The sequence below is a fragment of the Microbacterium sp. LMI1x-1-1.1 genome (assembly GCF_040676205.1).
Lineage (GTDB): Bacteria > Actinomycetota > Actinomycetes > Actinomycetales > Microbacteriaceae > Microbacterium > Microbacterium aquilitoris.
In genome coordinates this window covers 1,203,955-1,226,787 of sequence record NZ_JBEGHM010000002.1, presented here as the reverse complement: position 1 = coordinate 1,226,787, position 22,833 = coordinate 1,203,955, and the positions used below count along the sequence as shown (strand labels likewise).

20 protein-coding genes are annotated in these 22,833 nt (G+C 69.7%); 15 read left to right on the top strand and 5 right to left on the bottom strand.

The genetic code is table 11. The features are described 5' to 3' along the window. The first annotated feature begins 70 nt into the window (after positions 1 to 70). Positions 71 to 1,738, top strand: coding sequence for a cation:proton antiporter (locus tag MRBLMI1x_RS13720; RefSeq protein WP_018186422.1), 1,668 nt, complete (start codon positions 71 to 73; stop codon positions 1,736 to 1,738). A gap of 6 nt (positions 1,739 to 1,744) precedes the next feature. On the opposite strand, the gene MRBLMI1x_RS13715 is transcribed toward MRBLMI1x_RS13720, so the two are convergent. Continuing rightward, entirely contained in the window at positions 1,745 to 2,785 is a 1,041-nt protein-coding gene (locus MRBLMI1x_RS13715; protein WP_116229287.1) for an aminotransferase class V-fold PLP-dependent enzyme, read from the bottom strand. Positions 2,786 to 2,865: 80 nt separating this feature from the next. Between MRBLMI1x_RS13715 and MRBLMI1x_RS13710 the strand changes: the two genes are divergently transcribed. The 8 genes from MRBLMI1x_RS13710 (at position 2,866) to MRBLMI1x_RS13675 (ending at position 10,317) form a co-directional block, all read left to right on the top strand. Next, entirely contained in the window at positions 2,866 to 3,828 is a 963-nt protein-coding gene (locus MRBLMI1x_RS13710) for a LysR family transcriptional regulator (protein WP_018186424.1), read from the top strand. A gap of 10 nt (positions 3,829 to 3,838) precedes the next feature. Then, positions 3,839 to 4,825 (top strand): aldo/keto reductase, encoded by a 987-nt coding sequence (locus MRBLMI1x_RS13705; protein ID WP_336123434.1) that lies wholly within the window; start codon positions 3,839 to 3,841, stop codon positions 4,823 to 4,825. Positions 4,826 to 4,882: 57 nt separating this feature from the next. Beyond that, positions 4,883 to 5,179, top strand: coding sequence for a DUF1905 domain-containing protein (locus MRBLMI1x_RS13700; RefSeq protein WP_018186426.1), 297 nt, complete (start codon positions 4,883 to 4,885; stop codon positions 5,177 to 5,179). A gap of 13 nt (positions 5,180 to 5,192) precedes the next feature. Beyond that, the gene (locus MRBLMI1x_RS13695; RefSeq protein WP_363459346.1) at positions 5,193 to 5,705 is read left to right on the top strand and encodes an A24 family peptidase; all 513 of its coding nucleotides are present in this window, start codon (positions 5,193 to 5,195) and stop codon (positions 5,703 to 5,705) included. Positions 5,706 to 5,782: 77 nt separating this feature from the next. Next, entirely contained in the window at positions 5,783 to 6,796 is a 1,014-nt protein-coding gene (locus MRBLMI1x_RS13690; protein WP_363459344.1) for a YihY/virulence factor BrkB family protein, read from the top strand. An 87-nt stretch (positions 6,797 to 6,883) separates the two neighbouring features. Further along, complete coding sequence (locus MRBLMI1x_RS13685) at positions 6,884 to 9,367, top strand: glycogen/starch/alpha-glucan phosphorylase (RefSeq protein ID WP_363459342.1); 2,484 nt, start codon at positions 6,884 to 6,886, stop codon at positions 9,365 to 9,367. A gap of 88 nt (positions 9,368 to 9,455) precedes the next feature. Then, positions 9,456 to 9,698 carry a hypothetical protein gene (locus MRBLMI1x_RS13680; protein WP_018186430.1) on the top strand — a complete coding sequence of 81 codons (243 nt, stop codon included), beginning with the start codon at positions 9,456 to 9,458 and terminating at the stop codon, positions 9,696 to 9,698. Beyond that, positions 9,688 to 10,317: a CYTH domain-containing protein gene (locus MRBLMI1x_RS13675; protein ID WP_363459340.1), complete on the top strand. Its 630-nt coding sequence runs from the start codon at positions 9,688 to 9,690 to the stop codon at positions 10,315 to 10,317. Before MRBLMI1x_RS13680 ends, MRBLMI1x_RS13675 begins: the two co-directional genes overlap by 11 nt. A gap of 114 nt (positions 10,318 to 10,431) precedes the next feature. On the opposite strand, the gene lpdA is transcribed toward MRBLMI1x_RS13675, so the two are convergent. Both lpdA and MRBLMI1x_RS13665 read right to left on the bottom strand, forming a co-directional pair. Further along, entirely contained in the window at positions 10,432 to 11,832 is a 1,401-nt protein-coding gene (gene lpdA, locus MRBLMI1x_RS13670; RefSeq protein WP_020097551.1) for a dihydrolipoyl dehydrogenase, read from the bottom strand. Positions 11,833 to 11,861: 29 nt separating this feature from the next. Further along, complete coding sequence (locus MRBLMI1x_RS13665) at positions 11,862 to 12,437, bottom strand: copper resistance CopC family protein (RefSeq protein ID WP_116229284.1); 576 nt, start codon at positions 12,435 to 12,437, stop codon at positions 11,862 to 11,864. A gap of 270 nt (positions 12,438 to 12,707) precedes the next feature. Here MRBLMI1x_RS13665 and MRBLMI1x_RS13660 point away from each other — a divergent pair, with 270 nt between their 5' ends. The 3 genes from MRBLMI1x_RS13660 (at position 12,708) to MRBLMI1x_RS13650 (ending at position 14,519) form a co-directional block, all read left to right on the top strand. After that, complete coding sequence (locus MRBLMI1x_RS13660; protein WP_018186434.1) at positions 12,708 to 13,196, top strand: FHA domain-containing protein; 489 nt, start codon at positions 12,708 to 12,710, stop codon at positions 13,194 to 13,196. A gap of 44 nt (positions 13,197 to 13,240) precedes the next feature. After that, a complete protein-coding gene (locus MRBLMI1x_RS13655) occupies positions 13,241 to 13,873 on the top strand; it encodes a MerR family transcriptional regulator (RefSeq protein WP_363459338.1) in 633 nt (210 codons plus the stop codon). Between the two features lie 100 nt (positions 13,874 to 13,973). Continuing rightward, on the top strand, positions 13,974 to 14,519 hold the full coding sequence (locus MRBLMI1x_RS13650; protein WP_018186436.1) for a MerR family transcriptional regulator: 546 nt from the start codon (positions 13,974 to 13,976) through the stop codon (positions 14,517 to 14,519). Positions 14,520 to 14,574: 55 nt separating this feature from the next. Here MRBLMI1x_RS13650 and MRBLMI1x_RS13645 read toward each other — a convergent pair whose 3' ends face one another. Further along, positions 14,575 to 15,387 carry a ParA family protein gene (locus MRBLMI1x_RS13645; RefSeq protein ID WP_018186437.1) on the bottom strand — a complete coding sequence of 271 codons (813 nt, stop codon included), beginning with the start codon at positions 15,385 to 15,387 and terminating at the stop codon, positions 14,575 to 14,577. A gap of 97 nt (positions 15,388 to 15,484) precedes the next feature. Between MRBLMI1x_RS13645 and MRBLMI1x_RS13640 the strand changes: the two genes are divergently transcribed. The 3 genes from MRBLMI1x_RS13640 to MRBLMI1x_RS13630 are packed head-to-tail and all read left to right on the top strand — an operon-like array spanning position 15,485 to position 20,855. Beyond that, entirely contained in the window at positions 15,485 to 18,892 is a 3,408-nt protein-coding gene (locus MRBLMI1x_RS13640; RefSeq protein ID WP_363459335.1) for a pyruvate carboxylase, read from the top strand. Positions 18,893 to 18,933: 41 nt separating this feature from the next. Beyond that, complete coding sequence (locus MRBLMI1x_RS13635; RefSeq protein WP_414685636.1) at positions 18,934 to 20,367, top strand: MinD/ParA family ATP-binding protein; 1,434 nt, start codon at positions 18,934 to 18,936, stop codon at positions 20,365 to 20,367. Continuing rightward, a complete protein-coding gene (locus MRBLMI1x_RS13630) occupies positions 20,367 to 20,855 on the top strand; it encodes a peptide deformylase (protein ID WP_018186440.1) in 489 nt (162 codons plus the stop codon). Before MRBLMI1x_RS13635 ends, MRBLMI1x_RS13630 begins: the two co-directional genes overlap by 1 nt. Positions 20,856 to 20,905: 50 nt before the next feature. Here MRBLMI1x_RS13630 and MRBLMI1x_RS13625 read toward each other — a convergent pair whose 3' ends face one another. Then, positions 20,906 to 22,741: an AMP-dependent synthetase/ligase gene (locus tag MRBLMI1x_RS13625; protein WP_018186441.1), complete on the bottom strand. Its 1,836-nt coding sequence runs from the start codon at positions 22,739 to 22,741 to the stop codon at positions 20,906 to 20,908. Positions 22,742 to 22,833 lie beyond the last annotated feature (92 nt).

The window sequence follows — 22,833 nt, the reverse complement described above, 5'->3', positions numbered from 1 at the left end:
AGCCTATCGGCAGGTGACGAACTGCCCGAAATCGGCCGCATCGACGGGGATGCTCTGACAGGCTTTCGGTGTGATCGAGACACTCCTGGGCCTCGTGGTCGCGCTCCTCGTCGTCGCCCTCACCACGGTCGTCGGCCGGTGGGCGGGGATCGCGGCGCCGATCCTCATGGTGGCCGTCGGGGTCGGGGGGAGCTTCCTGCCGGTGTTCGACGACTTCGTCCTCGACCCGGAGTGGATCCTCCTCGGCATCCTGCCGCCCTTGCTCTACTCGGCGGCGGTGTCGATGCCGGCCATGCACTTCCGCCGCGAGTTCGGCGCGATCGCCGGGCTGTCGGTCTTCCTCGTCATCGGGACCGCGCTCGCCCTCGGACTGTTCTTCATGATCGTGCTCCCCGACCTCGGTTTCGCGTGGGGCGTCGCGCTCGGCGCGATCGTCAGCCCGACCGACGCGGTCGCGACGTCGATCATCAAACGCACCCCGGTTTCCAAACGCGTCGTCGCGATCCTCGAGGGCGAGAGCCTGCTCAACGACGCCACGGCGCTCGTGCTGCTGCGGACGGCGATCGCGGCGGCCGCGGCATCCTTCTCGTTCTGGGGGGCGGTGGGAACGTTCGCCTACGCCGTCGTCGTCGCCGTACTCATCGGCGCGTTCGTCGGCTGGCTGAACCTGACCGTCCGTCGCCGCGCGACGGATCCGACCGTCAACACCGTCCTGTCCTTCACCGTCCCGTTCCTCGCCGCCATCCCCGCCGAGCTCCTCGGGGCCTCGGGGCTCGTCGCCGCCGTCGTCGCGGGCATCATCACGGGTGTCGGGGGCCCCCGCGTGTTCTCGGCGCGCAATCGGCTCTCGGACGCGCAGAACTGGCGCACGATCGAGCTCGTCCTCGAAGGTCTCGTGTTCCTGTTCATGGGACTGCAGCTCACGACGATCATCTCGGACGTGCAAGCCGTGCACGCCGGCGTGGCGCCCGCTCTCCTCATCGCGGCGGGGGCGTGGCTGCTCACCGTCGTCGTCCGCGCCGCGTACGTCGCACCGCTCCTGGCGCTCCTGTCCGCGAGCGCGCGCCGCGTGCGCCGACTGCAGCCACGACTCGAGACCATCGCCCAGCGGCTCGAGAGCGAAGAAGGCGAGAAGAAGCTCGTCGACGCCTTCGCGCGCCGGGGCAGAACGGTCTCGCGTGACACGGTCCGCCGCTTCGGCCCGCGCGTGACCCGTGGGCTCGCGGACATCCGCTACTTCCAAGAGGCTCCCCTCGGATGGCGGGAGGGCGCGCTCGTGGTGTGGGCGGGCATGCGGGGCGCGATCACGCTCGCTGCCGCGCAGACGCTGCCCGCGGACACACCGCAGCGCTCGGTCCTCATCCTCGTGGCCTTCGGGGTGGCCGTCCTCTCCCTCGTCGGGCAGGGCTCCACCGTCGCCCCCATGGTCACCGCCCTGACCGCCGCAGATTCCGAGGAGGAGACCCGTCAGCGCGAACGGGAGGAGCGCCGGCACATCCTCGACCTCCTCCGCGACAGCGCAGCGACCGTTCCGGCCGCCGAGCGCCCGGCGGACGCGGACCGCTCCCGGATCTTCGAGATCGAGAGCGCCCGACGACTCGAGGTGCTGGCGGTGCAACGGCGGGTGCTCCTCGATGCGCGCGACAGCGGGACCTTCGACGCCGACGTCCTCGCGCACGAGCTCGCCGTCATCGACGCGTCGCAGATCGCGATCGAGCTCCGCTCCGATCGGGGGTGACCCGGGTCAGCGGCCGAGCGCGCGGGCGATGTCGTCGACATCCCGCAGGTCGTTGAAGATGTGCAGGGCGACCCGGGCGTTGCCGGCGCGGCGGGATGCCACGATCCCCGCCGCTCGCAGGCGGTCGACGTCGTCCCCGTCCACATCCGGCCAGGTGACGATGGGCGTCGCGCGCTCGGGGGTCGGCAGGTCGAGACGCTCCCGGAGCGCGGCCGCCAGCCCCGTCACCTCATCGCGCAATGCGTCGGCGTCGGCGTCGGCGAACAGGGCCAGCGCGGGCTCCGCGCCGACGAACGCCTGCCACGCCGGCGACACGTCGAACCGTCGAGCGGATGCCGCCAGTGCCGCATCCGGGCCGTAGCACGAGGCCCACGGGTCCGATCCGGCGTACCAGCCCGCCTGGCGGGGTGCGATCGAGGCGGCGAAGTCCTCGTCGAGCGTGAGGAAGGCCACGCCGCGAGGGGCGCACAACCACTTGTAGGCGTGGCAGACGAGAGCATCGAACGAAGCGGCGGCCACCGGCATCCATCCGACGGCCTGCGTCGCGTCGCAGAGCGTCCGGACACCGTGGTCCCGAGCCGCTGCGACGATGGCGTCGGCGTCGGCCACGGCTCCCGTCGCGGACTGGACGATCGAGAAAGCGACCAGCGCGTCGCCGTCCCGGAGCGACTCGGCGAGCGCCGTCAGAGGGACGGTGCGCACGGTGATGCCGCGACCGGCGTGGACGAAGGGCAGGACGAGCGAGGAGAACTCGCCGTCGGGGCAGACGACGACCGCTCCGTCGGGCAGGGCTGCCGCGATGAGGCTGACCATCGCCGAGGTCTGCGCGCCGAGTGCGACGGCCCCGGGATCGACGCCCACCAGACGAGCGAAGGCGGCACGGCACCGTTCGGCGACCGCGGCGTAGCGGATCGGGTCGGGCAGGACGTCGAGGTCGGCGCGGACGGCGTCCCGCGTCGCGAGGGAGGGGATGCCGGAGGTGCACGCCGCAACGTAGCCGCGGGCGTCGGGGAAGGACGCCCGGACGGCAGCGGGGGAGAGGGCCATGCATCCATGGTCCCGGCCACCGGAGGATTGCACCACGGCAGGTATTGCATCGTGGACATGACGTCGCGTTATATGTCTTCGTGCCCACCTCTCTTCCCGACCTCTCCGTCGCCGAACTCCGGATCGTGAAAGCCATCGGAGACGCAGGGTCGGTGACCGCGGCCGCCGTCGCTCTCGGCTACAGCCAACCCGCCGTCAGCCAGCAGATCCGCCGCCTCGAATCCCGCCTCGGCATGCCCGTGGTGGAGCGGGTCGGCAGACGGATGCGGTTGACCGAGGCCGGGCGCATCCTCGCCCGGCACGCCGCCTCGATCACCACCGCCCTGGGCGCGGTGGCGGGGGAGCTCGCCGACCTCAGCGGTGGACGGAGCGGGACGGTGCGCCTGGTCGGCTTCCCCTCCGCATCCCCGACCGTCCTTCCCCGCCTCATGCGGCGCCTCGCCGAGACCGATCCCGGTGTCTCCCTGACCTACGTCGAGGCCGAGCCCCCCGAAGCGGTCGCCGCCGTCCGCGCCGATCGTGCGGACATCGCCCTCACCTTCAGCCACCCCGGCGACGGTACGGATGCCCACGGCGACAGCATCCGCGGGCTCGACGCTCGTCGCATCGGCGCAGAGGACCTGCTGCTGATCCTCCCCGAAGGGCATCGGCAGGCCTCCGACGACGTCGTCGAGCTCGAAGCGCTCGCGGGCGACGACTGGATCGCCGGCTGTCCGCGCTGCCGCAGCCATCTGCTCGACTCGTGCGCGCGGGCGGGGTTCCTTCCCCGCATCCGGTTCGAGACGGACAACGTCGCGGCCGTCGAGCAGCTCGTCGCGCAGCAGGTCGGCGTCGCGACCCTTCCGCGGTTGGCGGTGGCCTCCTTCCCGCTCGTGGCCGGCGTCCGCACGCGCCCTCTCGCCTCGGGCGACCGGCGGGAGCTCCACGCGGTGTCGGCGCGCGGCGCCGCACGGGTCCCCGCGGTCGCCACGGTGCTCGGCCACCTCGAAGCCGCTGTCGCCGAGATGACATCGGCTCCCCGCGCCGCCTCGCGGGCGAAGTAGGGTGAGCCCCATGCATCAGCGTCCCCTCGCCGCCACCGGTCGTTCCGTCTCCGCCATCGGCCTCGGTACCTGGCAATTGGGGGCGGACTGGGGCGATGTGTCCGAGGCCGACGCCCTCGGCGTGCTCGCGACGTCCGTCGAGGCCGGGGTCACCCTCTTCGATACCGCAGACGTCTACGGCGACGGGCGGAGTGAGACGCTGATCGGGCGCTTCCTGGCGGAGCATCCCGGCCACGGCGTGACGGTCGCGACCAAGATGGGGCGCCGACTGCCGCAGGAGCCCGGCAACTACACGGCCGAGAACTTCCGCGCCTGGACCGATCGGTCGCGCCGGAACCTCCGCGTCGACACCCTCGATCTCGTTCAGCTGCACTGTCCGCCGTCTGCGGTCATCGACGCCGATGAGACGTACGACGCCCTCGATGCGCTCGTCGCCGACGGGGCGATCGCCGCCTACGGCGTCTCGGTGGAGACCTGCGCGCAGGCGCTCTCGGCCATCTCGCGACCCGGCGTGACAAACGTGCAGATCATCTTCAACCCGTTCCGCCTCAAGCCGCTCGACGAGGTCCTGCCCGCCGCCGCCGCCGCGGGCGTCGCCGTGTTCGCTCGGGTCCCTCTCGCGTCCGGTCTCCTCAGCGGCCGGTACACGACGTCCACGTCCTTCGCCGGCGACGACCACCGGTCGTACAACCGCAACGGCGAGGCGTTCGACCGGGGCGAGACGTTCTCGGGGGTCGATTACGAGACCGGTCTCGTCGCGGCCGAAGAACTCGGCGCGGCCCTGCCCGACGGTGTCTCGCTGCCCGCGGCATCCCTCGCCTGGATCTCATCGCAGACCGGTGTCACCTCCGTGATCCCCGGAGCACGGACGACCGCTCAGGCGACATCCAACGCCGCGGCGGGACTCATCGACCCCGCAGTCCTCGACACCTTCGCCGCGGCGGTCGTCGACGTCTACGACCGCCGTCTCCGGGCGGACATCCACCCGCAGTGGTGACACCGGGGGTGGGGATGCCGCCCGCCGCCGCCCCGCTGCACTCGCTACCGTGAGCGCATGATCGTCGATGTCGCTGGGGTCCTGTTCCGCTGGGAATCGCGGAGGGACGACTGGTACTTCGTGCCGTTGCCCGAAGAGGTGAGCGCCGACATCCGCGAGGTCCCGCGTCCCGGGCGCGGTTTCGGTTCCGTGCCGGTGAGGGCCACGGTCGGCGCGACGAGCTGGCGGACGTCGATCTTCCCGGACGCCGGCCGCGGGGTCTACGTCCTTCCGCTCAAGCGGTCGGTGCGTGAGCGCGAGGGGATCTCCGACGGCGACACCGTCCGCGTCCGGCTCGACGTTCTCGACGGCTGAGAGCGCGTCCGCCGTGTTCGCAGGCACCACGGATCCACTCGCTGTCACCCTGATCACCCTCGCGTACCTCTGGGTGGCCGTGGCATCCGTCGCACTCACCGTCATCGACGTCAGGACGCACCGGCTCCCCAATGCGTGGGTTGTCCCGGGTTATCCCATCGTCGGCGGCCTGATGCTCCTCGCGTGCCTCGCCGGAGCGCCGTGGGCGTCACTCCTGCGCGCGGCGATCGGCGGCGCGGCACTGTTCGTGTTCTACCTCCTCCTGCGCGCGGCCGGCGGTGGCATGGGCGGTGGGGACGTCAAGCTCGCCGGGGTGCTCGGCATCGCGCTGGGATGGGTGGGCTGGTCCGCGCTCGCCGTCGGCGCCGTCGCGGGCTTCGTCTTCGGGGGGCTCTACGGCATGCTCCTGCTCGCGACGCGCCGCGCCGGCCGACGCACCGCCGTCGCCTTCGGCCCGTGGATGCTGCTGGGCGCGTGGACGGGCATCGTGTGGGGCGCGTCGCTCGTCGACCGCCTCGGTCTGTGACGCGTCGCCGCTGGCAGATCCTTGCCCCGTACGCAAGGGGAGGTCGGCCAGCGCGGGTGCCTCGGTAGCGTGAGGGGATGGCCGATAGTACGAAGACCCCGCTGATCCCGCGCCTCATCGCACGGGCGCTGTCCCTGCGGATCGTCCGTGCCTACCTGCGGTACAGCGAACGGCGGGGACCGATGCTCGCCGACAGCGTGACCTACCGCACCCTCTTCAGCGTGTTCGCGGGCGTCCTCCTCGGGTTCTCGGTCGCCGCGCTCTGGCTGTCGGGCAACCCGCAGGCGTGGCAGGGACTCCTCGACGCGGTCGACCGTGTGATCCCGGGACTCGTCGGCGAGGGCGGCCTCATCGACACCGAGAACCTCAGTCAGCCGGTCGCCTTCTCTCTGGCGGGCGTGCTGTCCCTCATCGGTCTGATCATGGCCGCGATCGGGGCCATCGGATCGCTCCGCACGGCCCTGCGGATCGTCGCCGACAAGGTGCACGACGACACGCTCTTCCTCATCGTCCTCGCGCGGAACCTCCTTCTCGCCATCGTCATCGGCGTCGGACTGGCGGCCGCGGCGGTGGCGACGGTGCTCGGCACGGCGGGAGTCGGCCTCGTGGCCGGCTTCGTCGGCGTCTCGCCCGAGAACCCGCTCACGGTCGGCGTGAGCGCCACGGTCGGCATCCTCGTCACGTTCCTCCTCGACACCGCCGTCGTCGCGCTGCTGTTCCGCACCCTCTCGGGCGTCCGTGCTCCGGCACGGGCACTGTGGACCGGGGCGCTCATCGGCGGCGTCGGACTCACCGTGCTGCAGCAGCTGTCGAGCCTCTTCGTCGGCGGTGCCGGGTCCAACCCGCTGCTCGCATCGTTCGCGTCGCTGATCGCCCTGCTTCTGTGGATCAACCTCTCGTGCCAGGTGATCCTCATCGCCTCGTCCTACATCGTGGCGGCCACACTCGAGAGCGAGGATCGCGTCCGCCGCGTCCACGGCGCGAGGACCCTGATCGAGCGACGGGTGCAGACCGCGGAAGACCAGGTGAAGGCGGCGGCCGACGAACTCCACGCCGCTCGCGCGGCGCTCGCCGAGGAACGCGACGACTGAGCGGCATCCGTCACATCCGGATCACCGCCGTGTGAACTCTGACGCATCCGCTCGGCGCTGCCGGGCGAGGGTGTGTACCGTCGAACCGTGAAGAACCCGCGCCTTCAACCGACTCACCCGATCGCCCTCGCGCCCGTGCAGGCACCCGAGCCCACCGTCGACGGCTTCGTGACCCAGTTCCTCCGGAACCTCAACAACGGGCGCGGCGTCGCGCTGTCGACGTCGACGGCCAACGATCGGTACTTCGCGCTCGCCGCGACGGTGCGCGACTACCTCATGGCACGGTGGCTCGAGGATGTCCGGCGTCAGCGCACGATCCAGTCGAAGGGTGTCGCGTACCTCTCGGCCGAGTACCTGCTCGGTCGGCAGCTCGACAACAACCTGCTCGCCACGGGCCTCACCGACATCGCCGACGAGGCGCTCGTGGCGTGCGGCCTCGACCTCGACGACGTCCGAGCGATGGAGGTCGAGCCGGGTCTCGGCAACGGCGGACTGGGACGGCTCGCGGCGTGCTTCATCGACTCTCTGGCGACCCTCGGTGTCCCGAGCGTCGGGTACGGCATCCGATACGAGTACGGCATCTTCCGGCAGACCTTCGTCGACGGGCAGCAGGTCGAGCAGGCCGACTCCTGGCTCGCGCTCGGCTCGCCCTGGGAGTTCCCGCACCCCGAGGCGGCGCGGACCGTCTCCTTCGGCGGCCACACCGAGACCTACGACGACGGGGGAGTGACGCGGACGCGCTGGGTCCCCGCGTGGAACGTCCTCGCCGTGCCTTACAACTACATGGTCCCCGGCTACCACAACGGCCGCGTCAACACGCTCCGGCTCTGGAGTGCGCAGGCGACGCAGGGCTTCGACCTCCGCGTCTTCAACGCCGGCGACTACCAGGAGGCGGTGCGGGCGCAGACCTACGCCGAGAACATCTCCAAGGTGCTCTACCCCGAGGACTCCACGCCGCAGGGCAAGGAACTGCGTCTGCAGCAGCAGTACTTCTTCGTCGCGGCATCCATCAGCGACTTCGTCAATCTCATCCTGCCGGCCGACTTCGACCTCGCGAATCTTCCCGACCGGGTCATCTTCCAGCTCAACGACACGCATCCCGTCATCGGTGTCCCCGAGCTCATGCGCGTGCTCGTCGACGAGAAGGGGCTCGAGTGGGATGCCGCGTGGCAGATCACCCAGCAGTGCTTCGCCTACACGTGCCACACCCTGCTGCCCGAGGCGCTCGAGGTGTGGCCGGCTGACCTGCTCGGTCGCCTGCTTCCGCGGCATCTGGAGATCATCTACCGGATCAACGACGAGTTCCTCGAGGCGGTCCGCGAGCGGTTCGGCGACGATTCGGAGCGGATCCGCCGCATGTCGATCGTCTCGCCCGACGGGGCGATCCGGATGGCCTACCTCGCCACCGTCGCCGGGTCGAAGGTCAACGGCGTCGCGGAGCTGCACTCCCAGCTGCTCCGCGAGAAGGTCCTGCCGGACTTCGACGAGTTCTACCCCGGCAAGTTCACGAACGTCACGAACGGCGTGACGCCTCGGCGCTTCGTGCGTCTCGCCAACCCGGGGCTCTCGCGCCTGATCACCGACACGATCGGAGCGGGCTGGCTCACCGACCTCGACCGTCTGCGCGAGCTCGAGGAGTACGCCGACGATGCCGAGTTCCGCTCCGCCTTCCGTGCGGTCAAGGCGGCGAACAAGCGAGTGCTCGCCCGCACGCTCGCCGAGCGCGACGGGCTCACGGTCGCCGACGACCACCTGCTCGACGTGATGGTGAAGAGGCTCCACGAGTACAAGCGTCAGACGCTCAAGCTCCTCCACATCATCACGGAGTACGACGCCATCGTCTCGGGCCGCGTGACGCCCGACCAGGTGACTCCGCGGACCTTCGTGTTCGGCGCGAAGGCGGCGCCCGGCTACGCGATGGCCAAGCGCATCATCCACCTCATCAACGCTGTGGGATCCGTCGTCAACGACGACCCGCGCGTCGAGGGTCGACTGAAGGTGCTGTTCCCGCCGAACTACAACGTGACCCTCGCGGAGCGCATCGTCCCGGCCGCCGACCTGTCCGAGCAGATCTCGCTCGCAGGCAAAGAGGCCTCCGGCACCGGCAACATGAAGTTCGCCCTCAACGGTGCCCTCACGATCGGCACGGACGACGGTGCGAACGTCGAGATCCGCGAGCTCGTCGGCGACGACAACTTCTTCCTCTTCGGCATGGCCGAGCCCGAGGTCGCCGACCTGCAGGCGCGGGGCTACCACCCCATCGACTTCGTCCGCGCCGACGAGAACCTGTCGCGCGCTCTCGAGCTGATCTCCTCCGGTGCGTTCTCCGGCGGGGACGCCTCGGTGTTCGAGCCGGTCGTGTCTAACCTGACGCACCACGATCCCTTCATGGCGCTCGCGGACTACACCGACTACATCGCCGCGCAGAAGCGCGTCGACGCCCTGTACGCCGACCAGGATGCGTGGACCCGCGCCGCGATCCTCAACGTCGCACGGTGCGGCTTCTTCTCGTCGGATCGGTCGATGCGCGATTACATCGACCGCATCTGGCACACCCCGCCGATCCTCTGAGTCGCCGGGATATCACCGCCTGGGCCCGCTGACAAGGCATCGGGTCGAGCTGCATCCGCCCGATTAGAGTCGGTAGCGGAGGTTCATCATGGCTATTGCACGACTTCACGGCGGTCCGCTCGACGGACAGGTCATCCCGCTCGAAGAGGACACGGATCGGCTGATCCTGCCCTACAGCGAGACGCAGATCACGTACGAGCGCTCGGGCGCCGACGAGAACACGGGAGAAGACGACGGACCCACGTCCGCCGACTTCCATTTCATCGCCGCTCAAGACGACATCGACCCGTCCGCGGACGAGCGCGACGACCGTTCGACCCTTGACGACTGAGCCGGAGCACTCGCTCGAGATCGAGCGGACCTACGACGTCGACGCCGGGACGCCGCTGCCCGATTGGGCACGGCTTCCCGGCGTCGCCGTCGTCGGCGCGCCCGAGCCCCGCGAACTCGACGCGCACTATCTCGACACGGCGGACGGAGCGCTCGGCCGCGCACGCGTCGCCCTGCGTCGCCGGAGCGGCGGCCCCGACGAGGGGTGGCACATCAAGCGCGTGACCCCCGAGGGCAAGGCCGAGTCGCGCTGGCCGCTCGACGACGGCGACCCGGAGCACATCGTCGTCCCGGCTGAGATCGAGAGCGTCCTTTCCGAGATCGCAGCGCCCCCGTTCGCGCCCCTCGCCCGGATCCGGAACTCGCGCACCGCTTACGCGCTCCTCGACGCCGGGGGAGGCCTCCTCGCCGAATTCGTCGACGACCGCGTCACCGCGACGGATGTCCGCCGGGGCGTCGAGACGGCCTGGCGCGAGTGGGAACTCGAGCTCGGGCCTGCGGCGCCCGCGGATGCCGCCGCCCGCGACGCGCTCTTCGATGCGGCCGACGAGTTGGTCCGTGCCGCCGGCGGAGACGTGTCGGCGTCGGGCTCCAAGCTCGAACGCGCACTCGGTCTCTGAGCCGCCGCACCCGTTAACGCACTGACGCCGCCCCCGGCTTCGTTCGGGGCGGCGTCAGTCGTGATCGTCAGGTTACTGAAGACCCCATCGATCCGATAGGTCTTCCCGCTGCGATCAGAGGTTGATCATGTGGCCCGCGAGGCCGTGGAACGCCTCCTGCAGGCCTTCCGAGAGGGTCGGGTGCGTGTGCACGTTGCGCGCGGCCTCGAGGGCGGTGAGGTCCCACTTCTGGGCGAGCGTGAGCTCGGGGAGGAGCTCGGACACGTCCGGACCGATGAGGTGGCCGCCGAGCAGCTCGAGGTGCTCGGCATCTGCGATCAGCTTCACGAAGCCGACCGGCTCTCCCAGGCCGTTGGCCTTGCCGTTGGCCGAGAAGGGGAACTTCGCGACCTTGATGTCGTAGCCGGCATCGCGGGCCTGCTGCTCGGTGAGGCCGAACGAGGCGACCTGCGGCGAGCAGAACGTGGCGCGGGGCATGTTGCGGTAGTCGCCCAGCGTCTGGGTCTCGGCCTTGCCGATCGTCTCGGCGGCGACGACGCCCTGCGCCTCGGCCACGTGCGCGAGCTGCAGCTTGGCGGTGACGTCGCCGATGGCGTAGACGCCGTCGACGTTCGTGCGCATGTAGTCGTCGATCTCGATCGCACCGCGCTCGGTGAGCTTCACGCCGGTCTTGTCGAGACCGAAGCCCTCGACGCGCGGAGCGAAGCCGATCGACATGAGCACCTTGTCGGCCTCGATCTGCCCCTTCGCGCCGTCGGCGTTCGCCGAGTACGACACGGTGACCTTGTCGCCGGAGTCGACGACGGACTCGACCTTGGTCGAGGTGAGGATGTCGATGCCGTACTTCTTGTACTGGCGCTGGATCTCCTTCGAGATCTCGACGTCTTCATTGGGCAGCGCGCGATCGAGGAACTCGATGATCGTCACCTTCACGCCGTAGTTGCTCATGAAGAACGCGAACTCCATGCCGATGGCGCCGGCGCCCACGATGACGATCGAGTTCGGCAGTTCACGGGTGAGGATCTGCTCCTCGTAGGTGACGACGTTCTCACTCAGGGTGACGCCGGGCAGGAGGCGCACGGTCGAGCCGGTCGAGATGATGACGTTGTCGGCGGTGACGGTCTCGGTGGAGCCGTCGGACTTCGCGACCTCGATGGTCTTCGCGTCGAGGAACGTGCCGCGACCGTCGTACTCGGTCACCTTGTTCTTCTTCATCAGGAAGTGGATGCCCTTGACGTGGGTGTCGGCGACCTTGCGGCTGCGGTCCCACGCGACGCCGAAGTCGAAGCTCACGTCACCGCTGATGCCGAACAGATCGGCTTTGTGGGTGAAGGTGTGCGCGAGGTCGGCGTTCTTCAGAAGAGCCTTCGAAGGGATGCAGCCCACGTTGAGGCAGACACCGCCCCAGTACTTCTCTTCGATGATGGCGGTGGACAGTCCGAGCTGTGCTGAGCGGACGGCCGCGACATAGCCGCCGGGGCCGGCACCGAGGATGACGACGTCGTAGTGAGGCATACGTCAAGCCTAGCCCGCTGCGGGTGCCGTCACTCCTTCGTGGCGCCCCGCCGTCCACGCACGATCGCGACGGCGAGGACCACGCCCACAGCCGCGAAGATGATGGCTCCGCCGACGGCGTAGGGCACGGCGTTGAAGCCTTCCGACGACCCTTCGGTCTGCTCGCCGACCGACTCGCCGCATTCCTCGGCGGCAGCCACCTTCCCGTCCTCTCCGACCGAGAAGGTGTACTCGTCGGAGATGGGGTGACCGTCGCTCGAGACCACCCGCCACTGCACGAGGACAGCGCCCTCGACCGGTCCGCGGATCGCTTGCGAGACGGTGTTGCCGTCTACGACGGGGTCGCCCTCGCCGATCGAGTCGCACTCCTCGTCGTAGACGGCGAACTCCGTCGAGCCCGTTTCGGTCGACGGCGCGTCGCTGAGCGTCAGCGTGATCGCGGCGGGAGTCGTCCCGAGCACCGTGTCGGGTGCGGGATCGGAGGAGAGCAGTTCGTCGTGGGCGGCGGCGGAGGCGGCCGGGGCGAACAAGAGGAGTGCGGCGATCGCCGCGCCGGCCATCGCGGTGACCGGGCGCCGAGCGGAAGCTGTCGTGATCGTGGACATGCGCGCGACGATAGTGGAAGAGGGAGGGGTGCCCACGACCCTGTTCTCGCGCGGGTCCCATCGCTACCATGCGACAGCCGACCACGGAGAGGCCGGCCGGTGCCATCTGCTCCTTGTGAGAAGGGGACGATGTGCGTCAGGCTACCCAGGCGGGGAGCGGCTCGTCGTGCCCGACGACATCCAGGACAACGCCCCTCCGCGCGCCCCGATCCGGGGTGCCCGGCAACCGGGAGCGTGACCGATCGGTTACTGTGGAAGAAGGAGGACATCGTGGACGACAATCAGCGACCGGGCGGCGACATCCATCGTGGTGCCGAGACCTCGGCGCACCCGCGTCTCGTGGATTCGACGCAGACGTTCGGGCACGACTCGGACCTTTCCTTCGTGCCCTTCGGCGCGGAGTTGACGGCGGCGGAGGTCGAGGCGATCAACGCCCTTCCGGCGCGTGCCGCGCTCCTGATCGTGCGTTCGGGCCCGACTGCGGGTGCCCGCTACCTGCTCGACACCGACGTCACGACCGTGGGTCGTCACCCCGAGGCCGACATCTTCTTCGACGACGTGACCGTGTCGCGTCGTCACGCCGAGATCACCCGCACGGGTGCAACGTTCGAGCTGATCGACCAGCGGTCGCTGAACGGCACCTACGTCAACGGTGAGCGCGTCGATCGCGCGACCCTGACGGACGGCGCGGAGGTCCGCGTGGGCAAGTTCCGTCTCAACTTCTTCGTGGCTCCTGCCGAGCGGGCGATCAGCGCGTGAGCCCGGCCGCCGCGACCCGGGGACGAGCAGCGTCCTCGGGCTCCTTGAGCATCGGTCAGGTCCTCGCCCGGTTGAGTCCCGAATTCCCCGCGCTCACGGCCAGCAAGCTCCGCTTCCTCGAAGTCCAGGGCATCGTCACGCCCGTACGCACCGACTCGGGGTACCGGAAGTTCTCCCCGGCTGACGTCGAGCGGCTGCGGACGGCTCTCACGATGCAGCGTGATTTCGGCCTCCCGCTCGCCCGCATCCGCGAGTACCTCGAAGAACACGGCGACGACGTCGCTCCCGCTCCTCCCGCCTCCATCGTGCAGACGTCGCGACGCTACCGACGCGACGAGCTCCTGAGCACGGCCGGCGCCTCCACGACACTGCTCAACGAAGCAGTCTCCGCGGGGATCATCGCTCCAGCCGACACCTTCGACGAGCGGGCACTGGGAGTCCTGCGGTCGCTTGTCGCGCTGAACGCTCACGGCATCCAGCCTCGCCACATCCGCACCATCCGTCAGAGCGCCGAGCGCGAGGTCTCGTTGATCGAGAGCGCCATCGCCCCGCTGCTGCGCCGGACGGATGCCGGTTCCCGCGCGCAGGCCAGTGAGGTGGCGCCCGAGCTGGCACGGCGTCTCGAAGAGATCCGGCAGGTGTTCGTCAGCGCCGCGCTCGAGCGCTTGACGCCGTGAGTCCCTTCCGCGACACGCCGAGGCCCGGGAGTCGGATGTCATTGCCCGAGGCCCCTCCCTCCTCTAGCGTTGAAGAACCGATCACCTGCAGGAGGCCTCGATGACTGCGCACGACGCGCTGGGCGAGCAGAAGTTCTCGACAGAGCTCCTGTTCACCGACGGCCTCCCCGAGATGGACGACGAAGTCGGTTACCGCGGTGCCCAAGCGGCTCGCGCAGCAGGTATCACCTACCGCCAGCTGGACTACTGGGCGCGCACCGAACTGGTGGAGCCCACGGTCCGTGGGGCGAGCGGGTCGGGATCGCAGCGACTGTACGGCTTCCGCGACATCCTCGTCCTGAAGCTCGTGAAGCGTCTTCTCGACACCGGTATCTCGCTGCAGCAGATCCGCATCGCCGTCGACCAGCTGCGCGCTGCCGGCATCCGCGACCTCGCCGGGACCACGCTCATGAGCGATGGAGCCTCTGTGTATCTGTGCACCTCGAACGACGAGGTCATCGATCTGGTCAGTCGGGGCCAGGGCGTCTTCGGCATCGCCGTCGGAAAGGTGCTCCGCGAGGTCGAGACCACGCTGGTCGACTTCGACGCTCAGCAGCCCGAGCAGATGGACGAGCTCGCGGCTCGTCGCTCAGCCCGCTCGGCCTGACACTTCGGCGACGCCGGCGCACGACGCGCGTCGCCCGTTGTCGTGCGCCCGGAGGTCAGGCGGGGGAGACGGCTCCGGAGACGGGGATCCTGCCGGTGCGGACGATCCGGTCGAGCAGCGAGTCGAAGTCCGCGGCGAGCTCCTGTGCGGAGTCGCCCGGCCAGATGTGCAGGGGCTTCGCCGCGCCCTGAGCCTGCTGCAGCGAGGTGCGCTCGGGCAGCTGAGGGGTGAGGACGAGCGGACCGAACATGTCGCGGAGTTCCTTGATGCGGAACTGGTGCTCGATCGACTGCGGGCGCACACGGTTGACGACGATCCCGAGGGGCTGCAGGCGCGGCGAGAGGCCGCGACGGATCTCCTCGATGGCGCGGAGCGCGCGGTCGGCGGCGGCGACCGAGAAGAGACCCGGTTCGGTCACGACGACGACGCGATCGGATGCCGCCCACGCCGTGCGGGTGAGGGCGTTCAGCGACGGCGCGCAGTCGATGAGGACCAGGTCGTAGTCCGCCTCGATGGTCGCGAGCGCTTCTTCGAGCTTCCAGACGTCGCGGACGCTCGGGTGCGGTCCGTCGAAGTTGATGGCGGAGGGGCTGCCGATCATGACGTCGATCGTCCCGGGGTGGACCTTCGCCCAGCCGCTCGAGGTGATCGCCTGTCGGACGACCTTCTCCTTGGGATTCGCGAGGACGTCGGCGACGTTGAGACGCCCCGCCACCTGGATGTCCATCCCCGTCGACACGTCGGACTGCGGGTCCAGGTCGACGACAAGGGTCCGCACCCCGCGCGCGAACGCCGCGGAGGCGAGGCCCAGGGTCACGGTCGTCTTGCCGACGCCACCTTTGAGGGAGCTGACGGAGAGTACGTGCACAAGCGACCACGTTACCGTCCCCTAGGCTGTGAGGGTACTCAGCCCGTACCTCGGCGGCCCCGACGCAGCGGCCCCGCACCCTGTAGAGGGGAAGAGCATGTTTCGGAAGATTCTGGTCGCAAACCGCGGAGAGATCGCCATCCGCGCATTCCGCGCGGCGTATGAGCTGGGGGCCCGCACGGTGGCGGTCTTCCCGTACGAGGATCGGTACTCGCTTCATCGGCTGAAAGCGGATGAGGCCTACCAGATCGGCGAGGTGGGGCATCCGGTCCGCGCGTACCTCGACGTCGACGAGATCATCCGCGTCGCCCTCGAGAGCGGTGCGGACGCGATCTACCCCGGCTACGGGTTCCTGTCGGAGAATCCCGAGCTGTCCGCGAAGGCCGCGGCCAACGGCATCGCGTTCATCGGCCCGTCCTCGACCGTCCTCGAGATGGCCGGGAACAAGGTCACCGCGAAGCAGCACGCCATCGCGGCAGGTGTGCCCGTCCTCCGCTCGACCGAGGCATCCGACGACATCGATCACCTGGTCGCGCAGGCGGGCGACATCGGCTTCCCCATCTTCGTGAAGGCCGTCGCCGGTGGCGGCGGGCGAGGGATGCGTCGCGTCGAGCACCCGGATGCGCTCCCGCCTGCACTGTCCGAGGCGATGCGTGAGGCGGGCAGCGCGTTCGGCGACGCCCGCGTCTTCCTCGAGCAGGCCGTCCAGCGCCCCCGTCACGTCGAGGTACAGATCCTCGCCGACAAGGCAGGCACCACCGTCCACCTCTTCGAGCGGGACTGCTCGGTGCAGCGCCGCCACCAGAAGGTCGTCGAGATCGCGCCGGCGCCCAACCTCGACGACGAGATCCGCCGGAGCCTGCACGCGTACGCCGTCGCCTTCGCCGAATCGATCGCCTACGAGAACGCCGGCACCGTCGAGTTCCTCCTCGAGACGGCGGGCCCGCGCACCGGCGAGGTCGTCTTCATCGAGATGAACCCTCGCATCCAGGTGGAGCACACCGTGACCGAGGAGGTCACGGATGTCGATCTCGTCCAATCTCAGATGCGCATCGCGTCGGGGGAGACCCTGGCCGACCTGGGGCTCCGTCAGGAGCAGATCCAGCTGCGCGGAGCCGCGCTGCAGTGCCGCATCACGACCGAGGACCCCGCGCACGGCTTCCGCCCCGACACCGGCAAGATCACGACCTATCGCTCGCCGGGTGGTGCCGGCATCCGTCTCGACGGCGGTACGACCGCAGCCGGGTCGCAGATCAGCCCGCACTTCGATTCGATGCTCTCGAAGCTGACCTGCCGTGGTCGCGACTTCGAGGCGGCCGTCATCCGGTCCCGGCGCGCCCTGGCGGAGTTCCGCATCCGCGGCGTCTCGACCAACATCCCTTTCCTGCAGCGCGTCCTCGACGACCCCGCCTTCGTCGCGGGCGACCTCAGCACGGCCTTCATCGACGAGCGCCCTGACCTCGTCCTCGGCCGCGAGTCGAAGGACCGGGGATCCAAGATCGTCTCGTGGCTCGCCGACGTCACGGTGAACCGACCGAACGGCGACAGCCCGGTCCACACCGACCCCGCCGCGAAGCTCCCCGCGGTCGATCTGGACGCGGAACCGGCACCGGGATCGCGGCAGCGGCTGCTCGAGCTGGGGCCGAAGCGGTTCGCCGAGGCGCTCCGTGCGCAGCCCGGCCTCGCCGTCACCGAGACGACGTTCCGCGACGCGCACCAGTCGCTCCTGGCGACCCGGGTGCGGACGAAGGACCTCGTCCGCGTGGCGCCGCACGTCGCCCGGCTGACGCCGCAGCTGCTGTCGGTGGAGGCGTGGGGCGGCGCGACGTACGACGTGGCACTCCGCTTCCTCGGCGAGGACCCGTGGGAGCGGCTCGACGCGTTGCGTACCGCGCTCCCGAACGTCGCGATCCAGATGCTCCTACGCGGTCGCAACACGGTGGGGTACACGCCGTACCCGACGAGCGTGACCGACGCGTTCGTGGCCGAAGCCGCCGCATCCGGGGTCGACATCTTCCGCATCTTCGACGCGCTGAACGACGTCAGTCAGATGCGCCCCGCGATCGAGGCCGTGCTGGCGACGGGGACGGCGGTCGCGGAGACGGCCGTCTGCTACACGGGAAACCTGCTCGACCCGGCGGAGGACCTCTACACGCTCGACTACTACCTCCGTCTCGCGGAGCAGATGGTCGAGGCCGGGGCCCACGTCCTCGCGATCAAGGACATGGCTGGTCTGCTCCGGCCCGCTGCCGCGACGAAGCTCGTGACGGCGCTCCGCGAGCGATTCGACCTTCCGGTTCACGTCCACACGCACGACACCGCCGGCGGACAGCTGGCGACGCTCCTGGCCGCCAGTGCGGCGGGGGCGGATGCCGTCGACGCCGCCGCCGCGCCGATGTCGGGCACCACGAGTCAGCCCTCCCTCTCGGCGCTCGTCGCCGCGATGGCCGACACCGAGCGCGACACGGGCCTCGACCTGCAGGCGGTCGCGGACCTGGAGCCGTACTGGGAGGCGGTGCGCAATCTGTACGCACCGTTCGAGTCCGGGCTGCCCGGCCCCACCGGACGCGTCTACCATCACGAGATCCCCGGCGGGCAGCTGTCGAACCTTCGTCAGCAGGCCATCGCACTGGGGCTGGCGGAGGACTTCGAGCTGATCGAGGACATGTACGCCGCGGCGGATCGCATGCTCGGCCGCATCCCCAAGGTGACGCCGTCGTCGAAGGTCGTGGGCGACCTCGCGCTGCACCTGACGGCGGTGAAGGCCGACCCCGCGGACTTCGAGGCGAACCCCGAGAAGTACGACGTCCCCGATTCGGTGGTCGCGTTCATGGCGGGCGAACTCGGTGACCTGCCGGGCGGGTGGCCGGAACCGTTCCGTTCGAAGGTTCTCGCCGGTCGGTCGAGGAGGGTGGGCGGGACGGAGATCTCGGCAGAGAACGCGGCGGCGTTGAACGCCGACTCGGCGACCCGACGTCATACGCTCAACCGGCTGTTGTTCCCTGCGCCGACGAAGGCCTACCACGAGGTGCGGGAGACCTTCGGCGACCTCAGCGTCCTCGACACGATCGACTACCTCTACGGCATGCGACCCGGCCAGGAGCACGTCGTCGAGATCGAGCGCGGCGTTCAGCTCTACGTGGGGCTCGAGGCGATCGGCGAGGTCGACGACAAGGGGATGCGGACGGTGATGGCGACCCTCAATGGTCAGCTCCGTCCGGTCACCGTGCGCGATCGCGCCGTCTCGGTCGAGGCCCGGCAGGCCGAGAAGGCCGACACGTCGAAGCCTGGCCAGGTGGCAGCACCCTTCTCGGGCGTCGTCACCGTCAAGGCCGAGGAGGGGACGAAGGTCCGGGCGGGTGAGCCCGTGGCATCCATCGAGGCCATGAAGATGGAGGCGGCGATCGCCGCCCCCGTCGACGGCGTCGTGGAGCGGATCGTCATCGCGACGACGGCGCAGGTCGAGGCCGGCGACCTTTTGCTCGTGGTCCGTCCCGCGGACTAACCTGGTGCGTCGGGCTTTTCGAGCCCCGAGAACCACCAGGAGTGACCCCCGTGATGCGCGAGCACGACAACGAAACGTCGGACGACGTCGACAACGGTGTGCTCGAGCGCACCGACAACCTCGAGACCACCGGCATCGGCATCGTCGAGGGGGCGACGGCGCAGATCGATCTCGCGCTGCCGCCGCTCTCCGACGATGACGACGACTACGTCGACGACGAGGATGTCGCGACCACGACGATGTCCACCGATCAGGGCGACCTCACGGCTCAGGAGACGACACCCGAGGAGCCGGCCCCGGTCGAAGAACCCGCCGCCGACGGATTGCCCGCCGAGGTGACCGAAGACGTGGTCGACGCCGAGGTGGTGCCCCCCACGACGACCGCCGTGTCGACGCAGACGGGCACCACCCGCCGCGCGGCTCACCACGCAGTCGCGACGGACAAGCACGCCCTCGAACGCGTGCGCGGTGCCCGCATCGACGAGGAGCCGCTGCAGTCGCGCCGCCTCGACCAGCTCGGTGCCGATCGCGAGAGTCCGGACCTCCTCACCGCCGACCGGCTCATCGACCGCGCGCGCGTCGCTCCGTCCGAGCCCGAGGGCCTGTGGCAGCGATTGGTCTACACCGCCACGGGCCGCCGGGTCGTCCTGGCGGACAATCCTCGCGTCCGCGCGCGGAAGGAACTCGGCCGTCGTATCGCGGCTCCCCTCGTCGGCGGTGCGAAGTTCGTGCCCGTCCTGTCCCGGAAGGGCGGTGTGGGCAAGACCAGCGTCACCACCCTCCTCGGCATGGCCCTCGCAGACGCCCGCGAGGACCGGGTGATCGCGATCGACGCCAACCCTGATCGCGGCACGCTCGCCGAACGGATCGAGCGTTCCAGCGGCAAGACGGTGCGCGACCTGGTGCGCTCGCGTGCCGAGGTGCACGGCTTCAACGACCTGTCCGCCCTCGTGGCCCGCGACGAGACCCGCCTCGACATCCTCGCGTCCGACGCCGACCCGCACCTCTCCGAAGCGTTCAGCGATCGGGACTATCACGATGTGGCGGCCATCGCGGCTCACTACTACTCCATCGTCCTGACCGACAGCGGGACCGGCATCGTTCACTCCGTGATGGATGCCACGCTCGAGTTGGCGGACCAGCTTCTCATCGTCGCGGGGCGGAGCGTCGACGAGGCGAAGCTCGCCTCCGAGACGCTGTCGTGGCTCGAGTCCAACGGCTACGCCGACCTCGCCCGCGATGCCGTCGTCGTGCTGAACACCTCGCGTCCCGGCGCGAGCCTCATCCGACCCAGCGAGCTGGAAGCCCACTTCCGGTCGCGGGTGCGCGCGGTCGTGACGATCCCGTACGACTCGCACATCGCCACGGGGGGACCGATCACCTTCCGCGACCTCGACCCCGCCACGCGACTCGCTGCGCGGGAGCTTGCTGCGGTCGTCGTCGAAGGGCTCCGTGCGGCGGGGACGGTCCGCTGATGGCCGTCCGTCCCATCCGCATCTTCGGCGACCCCGTGCTCCGAGGAACATGTGCACCCATCGACGACATCGACGACGGTGTCCGGAGTCTGGTCACCGATCTCGTCGATTCGGTCGCCGAGCCGGGCCGCGCCGGCGTGGCGGCGCCGCAGATCGGAGTCGCGCTCCGGGCCTTCAGCTACAACGTCGACGGAGTGATCGGGTACGTCCTCAACCCCGTGCTCGAGGTGTCCGGTGATCCGGAGCCGACGGGGGAGGGATGCCTCTCCGTTCCGGGCCTCTGGCACGACGCCCTCCGGCACCCGTGGGCGCGTGTGACGGGGCTCGGCCTCGACGGCGCAGAGATCGTCATCGAGGGCGAGGGCCTGCTCGCCCAGGCGCTGCAGCATGAATGCGATCACCTCGACGGCATCCTCTACTTGGATCGTCTGCCGAAGGATGTCCGCCGGCAGGCGATGCGCGAGGTGCGGGAGTCGGACTGGTTCTGACCCGCCGATGACGAAAGGCCCCGGATCTCCGGGGCCTTTCGTCGTGGTGCTCAGTTGCCGAGCGAGATGTTCGTCGTCGAGACGTTGGCCTGATAGAGCTCGTCGATGTCGGCGGCGAAGTCCGAGAGGATGACGTTGCGCTTGATGCTCATCTTCGGCGTGAGGTGGCCGGATGCCTCGGTCCACTCGGTGTCGAGGATCACGAACTTGCGGATCGACTCCGCTCGGGAGACCGACGAGTTGGCGCGGTCGACGGCGGTCTGGACCTCGGCGAGGACCTTCGGGTGCGTGATCACCTGCGACATCGGCATGTCGGCCGCCAGCCCGTTGTTGCCCATCCACGTCGGAAGCATCTCGCGGTCCAGGGTGACCAGGGCGCCGATGAACGGCTTCTGGTCGCCGACGACGACGACCTGACCGACGATCGGGTTGGCGCGGATCGGGTCTTCCAGGACGGCGGGGGCGACGTTCTTGCCGCCGGCGGTGACGATGATCTCCTTCTTGCGACCGGTGATCGTCAGATAGCCCTCCGAGTCGAAGGAACCGATGTCGCCGGTGCGGAACCACCCATCGTCGAACGCGGCCGCGGTGGCCTCGGGGTTCCGCCAGTACTCCTTGAAGACGTTGACCCCGCGCACCTCGATCTCGCCGTCGTCGGCGAGGCGGACGCCGACGCCCGGGAGGGCGGGTCCGACCGTGCCGATCTTGGACTTCGTCGCGAGGTTCACGGTCGCGGGCGCCGTGGTCTCGGTCAGGCCGTACCCCTCGAGGATCTGCACGCCGAGGCTGTGGAAGAAGTGCCCGAGGCGCGAGCCGAGCGGGGCGGACCCCGAGACGGCGTGGGCGACCCGGCCCCCCATCGCGGTGCGCAGCTTGCTGTACACGAGACGGTCGAAGAGGGCGAATTTCACCTTCATCGCGAGCGGGATCTTCTCCCCGTCCTGCAGTCGACGCGAGTGCTCGACGGCGACGGCGGCCGCCGCTCGGAAGATCTTGCCCTTCCCGCCTGCCTCCGCCTTCTGCTCGGCCGAGTTGTAGACCTTCTCGAACACCCGCGGCACGGCGAGCAGGTAGGTCGGCTTGAACGACCCCAGACCCGCGAGGAGCTTCGTCGTGTCGGGCTCGTGCCCCGTCTTCACCCCGCCGTGGATGTTGAGGATCGAGATGAAACGCGCGAAGACGTGCGCGAGGGGGAGGAAGAGGAGGGTCGCGGCGCCCGGCTGCTGCACGACCTCGCTGAGCGCGACGGCGGAGTTCCGCGACAGCTCGACGAAGTTCTTGTGGGTGAGGACGCACCCCTTGGGGCGGCCCGTCGAGCCGGACGTGTAGATGAGCGTGGCGATGTCGTCCGCATCTGCGAGCGAGCGACGGCGTTCGATCTCGTCGTCGGTGACGTCGGTGCCGCGCGAGCGCAGCACGTCGAGGTCACCCGCCTGCATCGTCCACACCTCCCGCAGGAGCGGGACGTCCGAACGGATCTCGGCGACGCGCTCCGCATGCACGGTGCTCTCGACGATCATGGCGACGGCGCCCGAGTCGCTGAGGATCCACTCGATCTGCGACGGCGAGCTGGTCTCGTACACGGGCACCATGACGGCGCCGGTGAAGAAGAGCGCGAAGTCGACGAGGGTCCAGTCGTAGGTCGTTCGCGCCAGGAAGGCGACCTTGTCGCCGGGCTGGATGCCGCTGGCCGCGAGGCCCTTGGCCAGCGCCAGGACTTCGCGGTGGAACTCCGCCGCGGTGATGTCGCGCCAGCCGCCTCCGTCGGGGACGGCGAACAGGGCGAGCGACGGAGTCGCCTTCACCCGCTCGACGAGGATGTCCGAGGTGTTCGCGGTCGGATCCGCGGCGACGACGGCGGGGACGTCGAATTGTACGGCGCTCATGGGCGGCAACTCCTTTGGTACCGGGTGGCGTCAGGTGCGACCGAGTCTAGGGCATGGTGATCCTCGGTCCCGTGGCGACTGTCCGGATTCGC

What these genes read in the sequence shown, in the direction of transcription:
- MRBLMI1x_RS13625 (WP_018186441.1), bottom strand. Translation starts at nt 22,741, where the DNA reads ATGAGCGCCGTACAATTCGACGTCCCCGCCGTCGTCGCCGCGGATCCG.
- MRBLMI1x_RS13650 (WP_018186436.1), top strand. Translation starts at nt 13,974, where the DNA reads ATGACTGCGCACGACGCGCTGGGCGAGCAGAAGTTCTCGACAGAGCTC.
- MRBLMI1x_RS13705 (WP_336123434.1), top strand. Translation starts at nt 3,839, where the DNA reads ATGCATCAGCGTCCCCTCGCCGCCACCGGTCGTTCCGTCTCCGCCATC.
- MRBLMI1x_RS13700 (WP_018186426.1), top strand. Translation starts at nt 4,883, where the DNA reads ATGATCGTCGATGTCGCTGGGGTCCTGTTCCGCTGGGAATCGCGGAGG.
- MRBLMI1x_RS13690 (WP_363459344.1), top strand. Translation starts at nt 5,783, where the DNA reads ATGGCCGATAGTACGAAGACCCCGCTGATCCCGCGCCTCATCGCACGG.
- MRBLMI1x_RS13640 (WP_363459335.1), top strand. Translation starts at nt 15,485, where the DNA reads ATGTTTCGGAAGATTCTGGTCGCAAACCGCGGAGAGATCGCCATCCGC.
- MRBLMI1x_RS13680 (WP_018186430.1), top strand. Translation starts at nt 9,456, where the DNA reads ATGGCTATTGCACGACTTCACGGCGGTCCGCTCGACGGACAGGTCATC.
- MRBLMI1x_RS13715 (WP_116229287.1), bottom strand. Translation starts at nt 2,785, where the DNA reads ATGGCCCTCTCCCCCGCTGCCGTCCGGGCGTCCTTCCCCGACGCCCGC.
- MRBLMI1x_RS13665 (WP_116229284.1), bottom strand. Translation starts at nt 12,437, where the DNA reads ATGTCCACGATCACGACAGCTTCCGCTCGGCGCCCGGTCACCGCGATG.
- lpdA (WP_020097551.1), bottom strand. Translation starts at nt 11,832, where the DNA reads ATGCCTCACTACGACGTCGTCATCCTCGGTGCCGGCCCCGGCGGCTAT.
- MRBLMI1x_RS13630 (WP_018186440.1), top strand. Translation starts at nt 20,367, where the DNA reads ATGGCCGTCCGTCCCATCCGCATCTTCGGCGACCCCGTGCTCCGAGGA.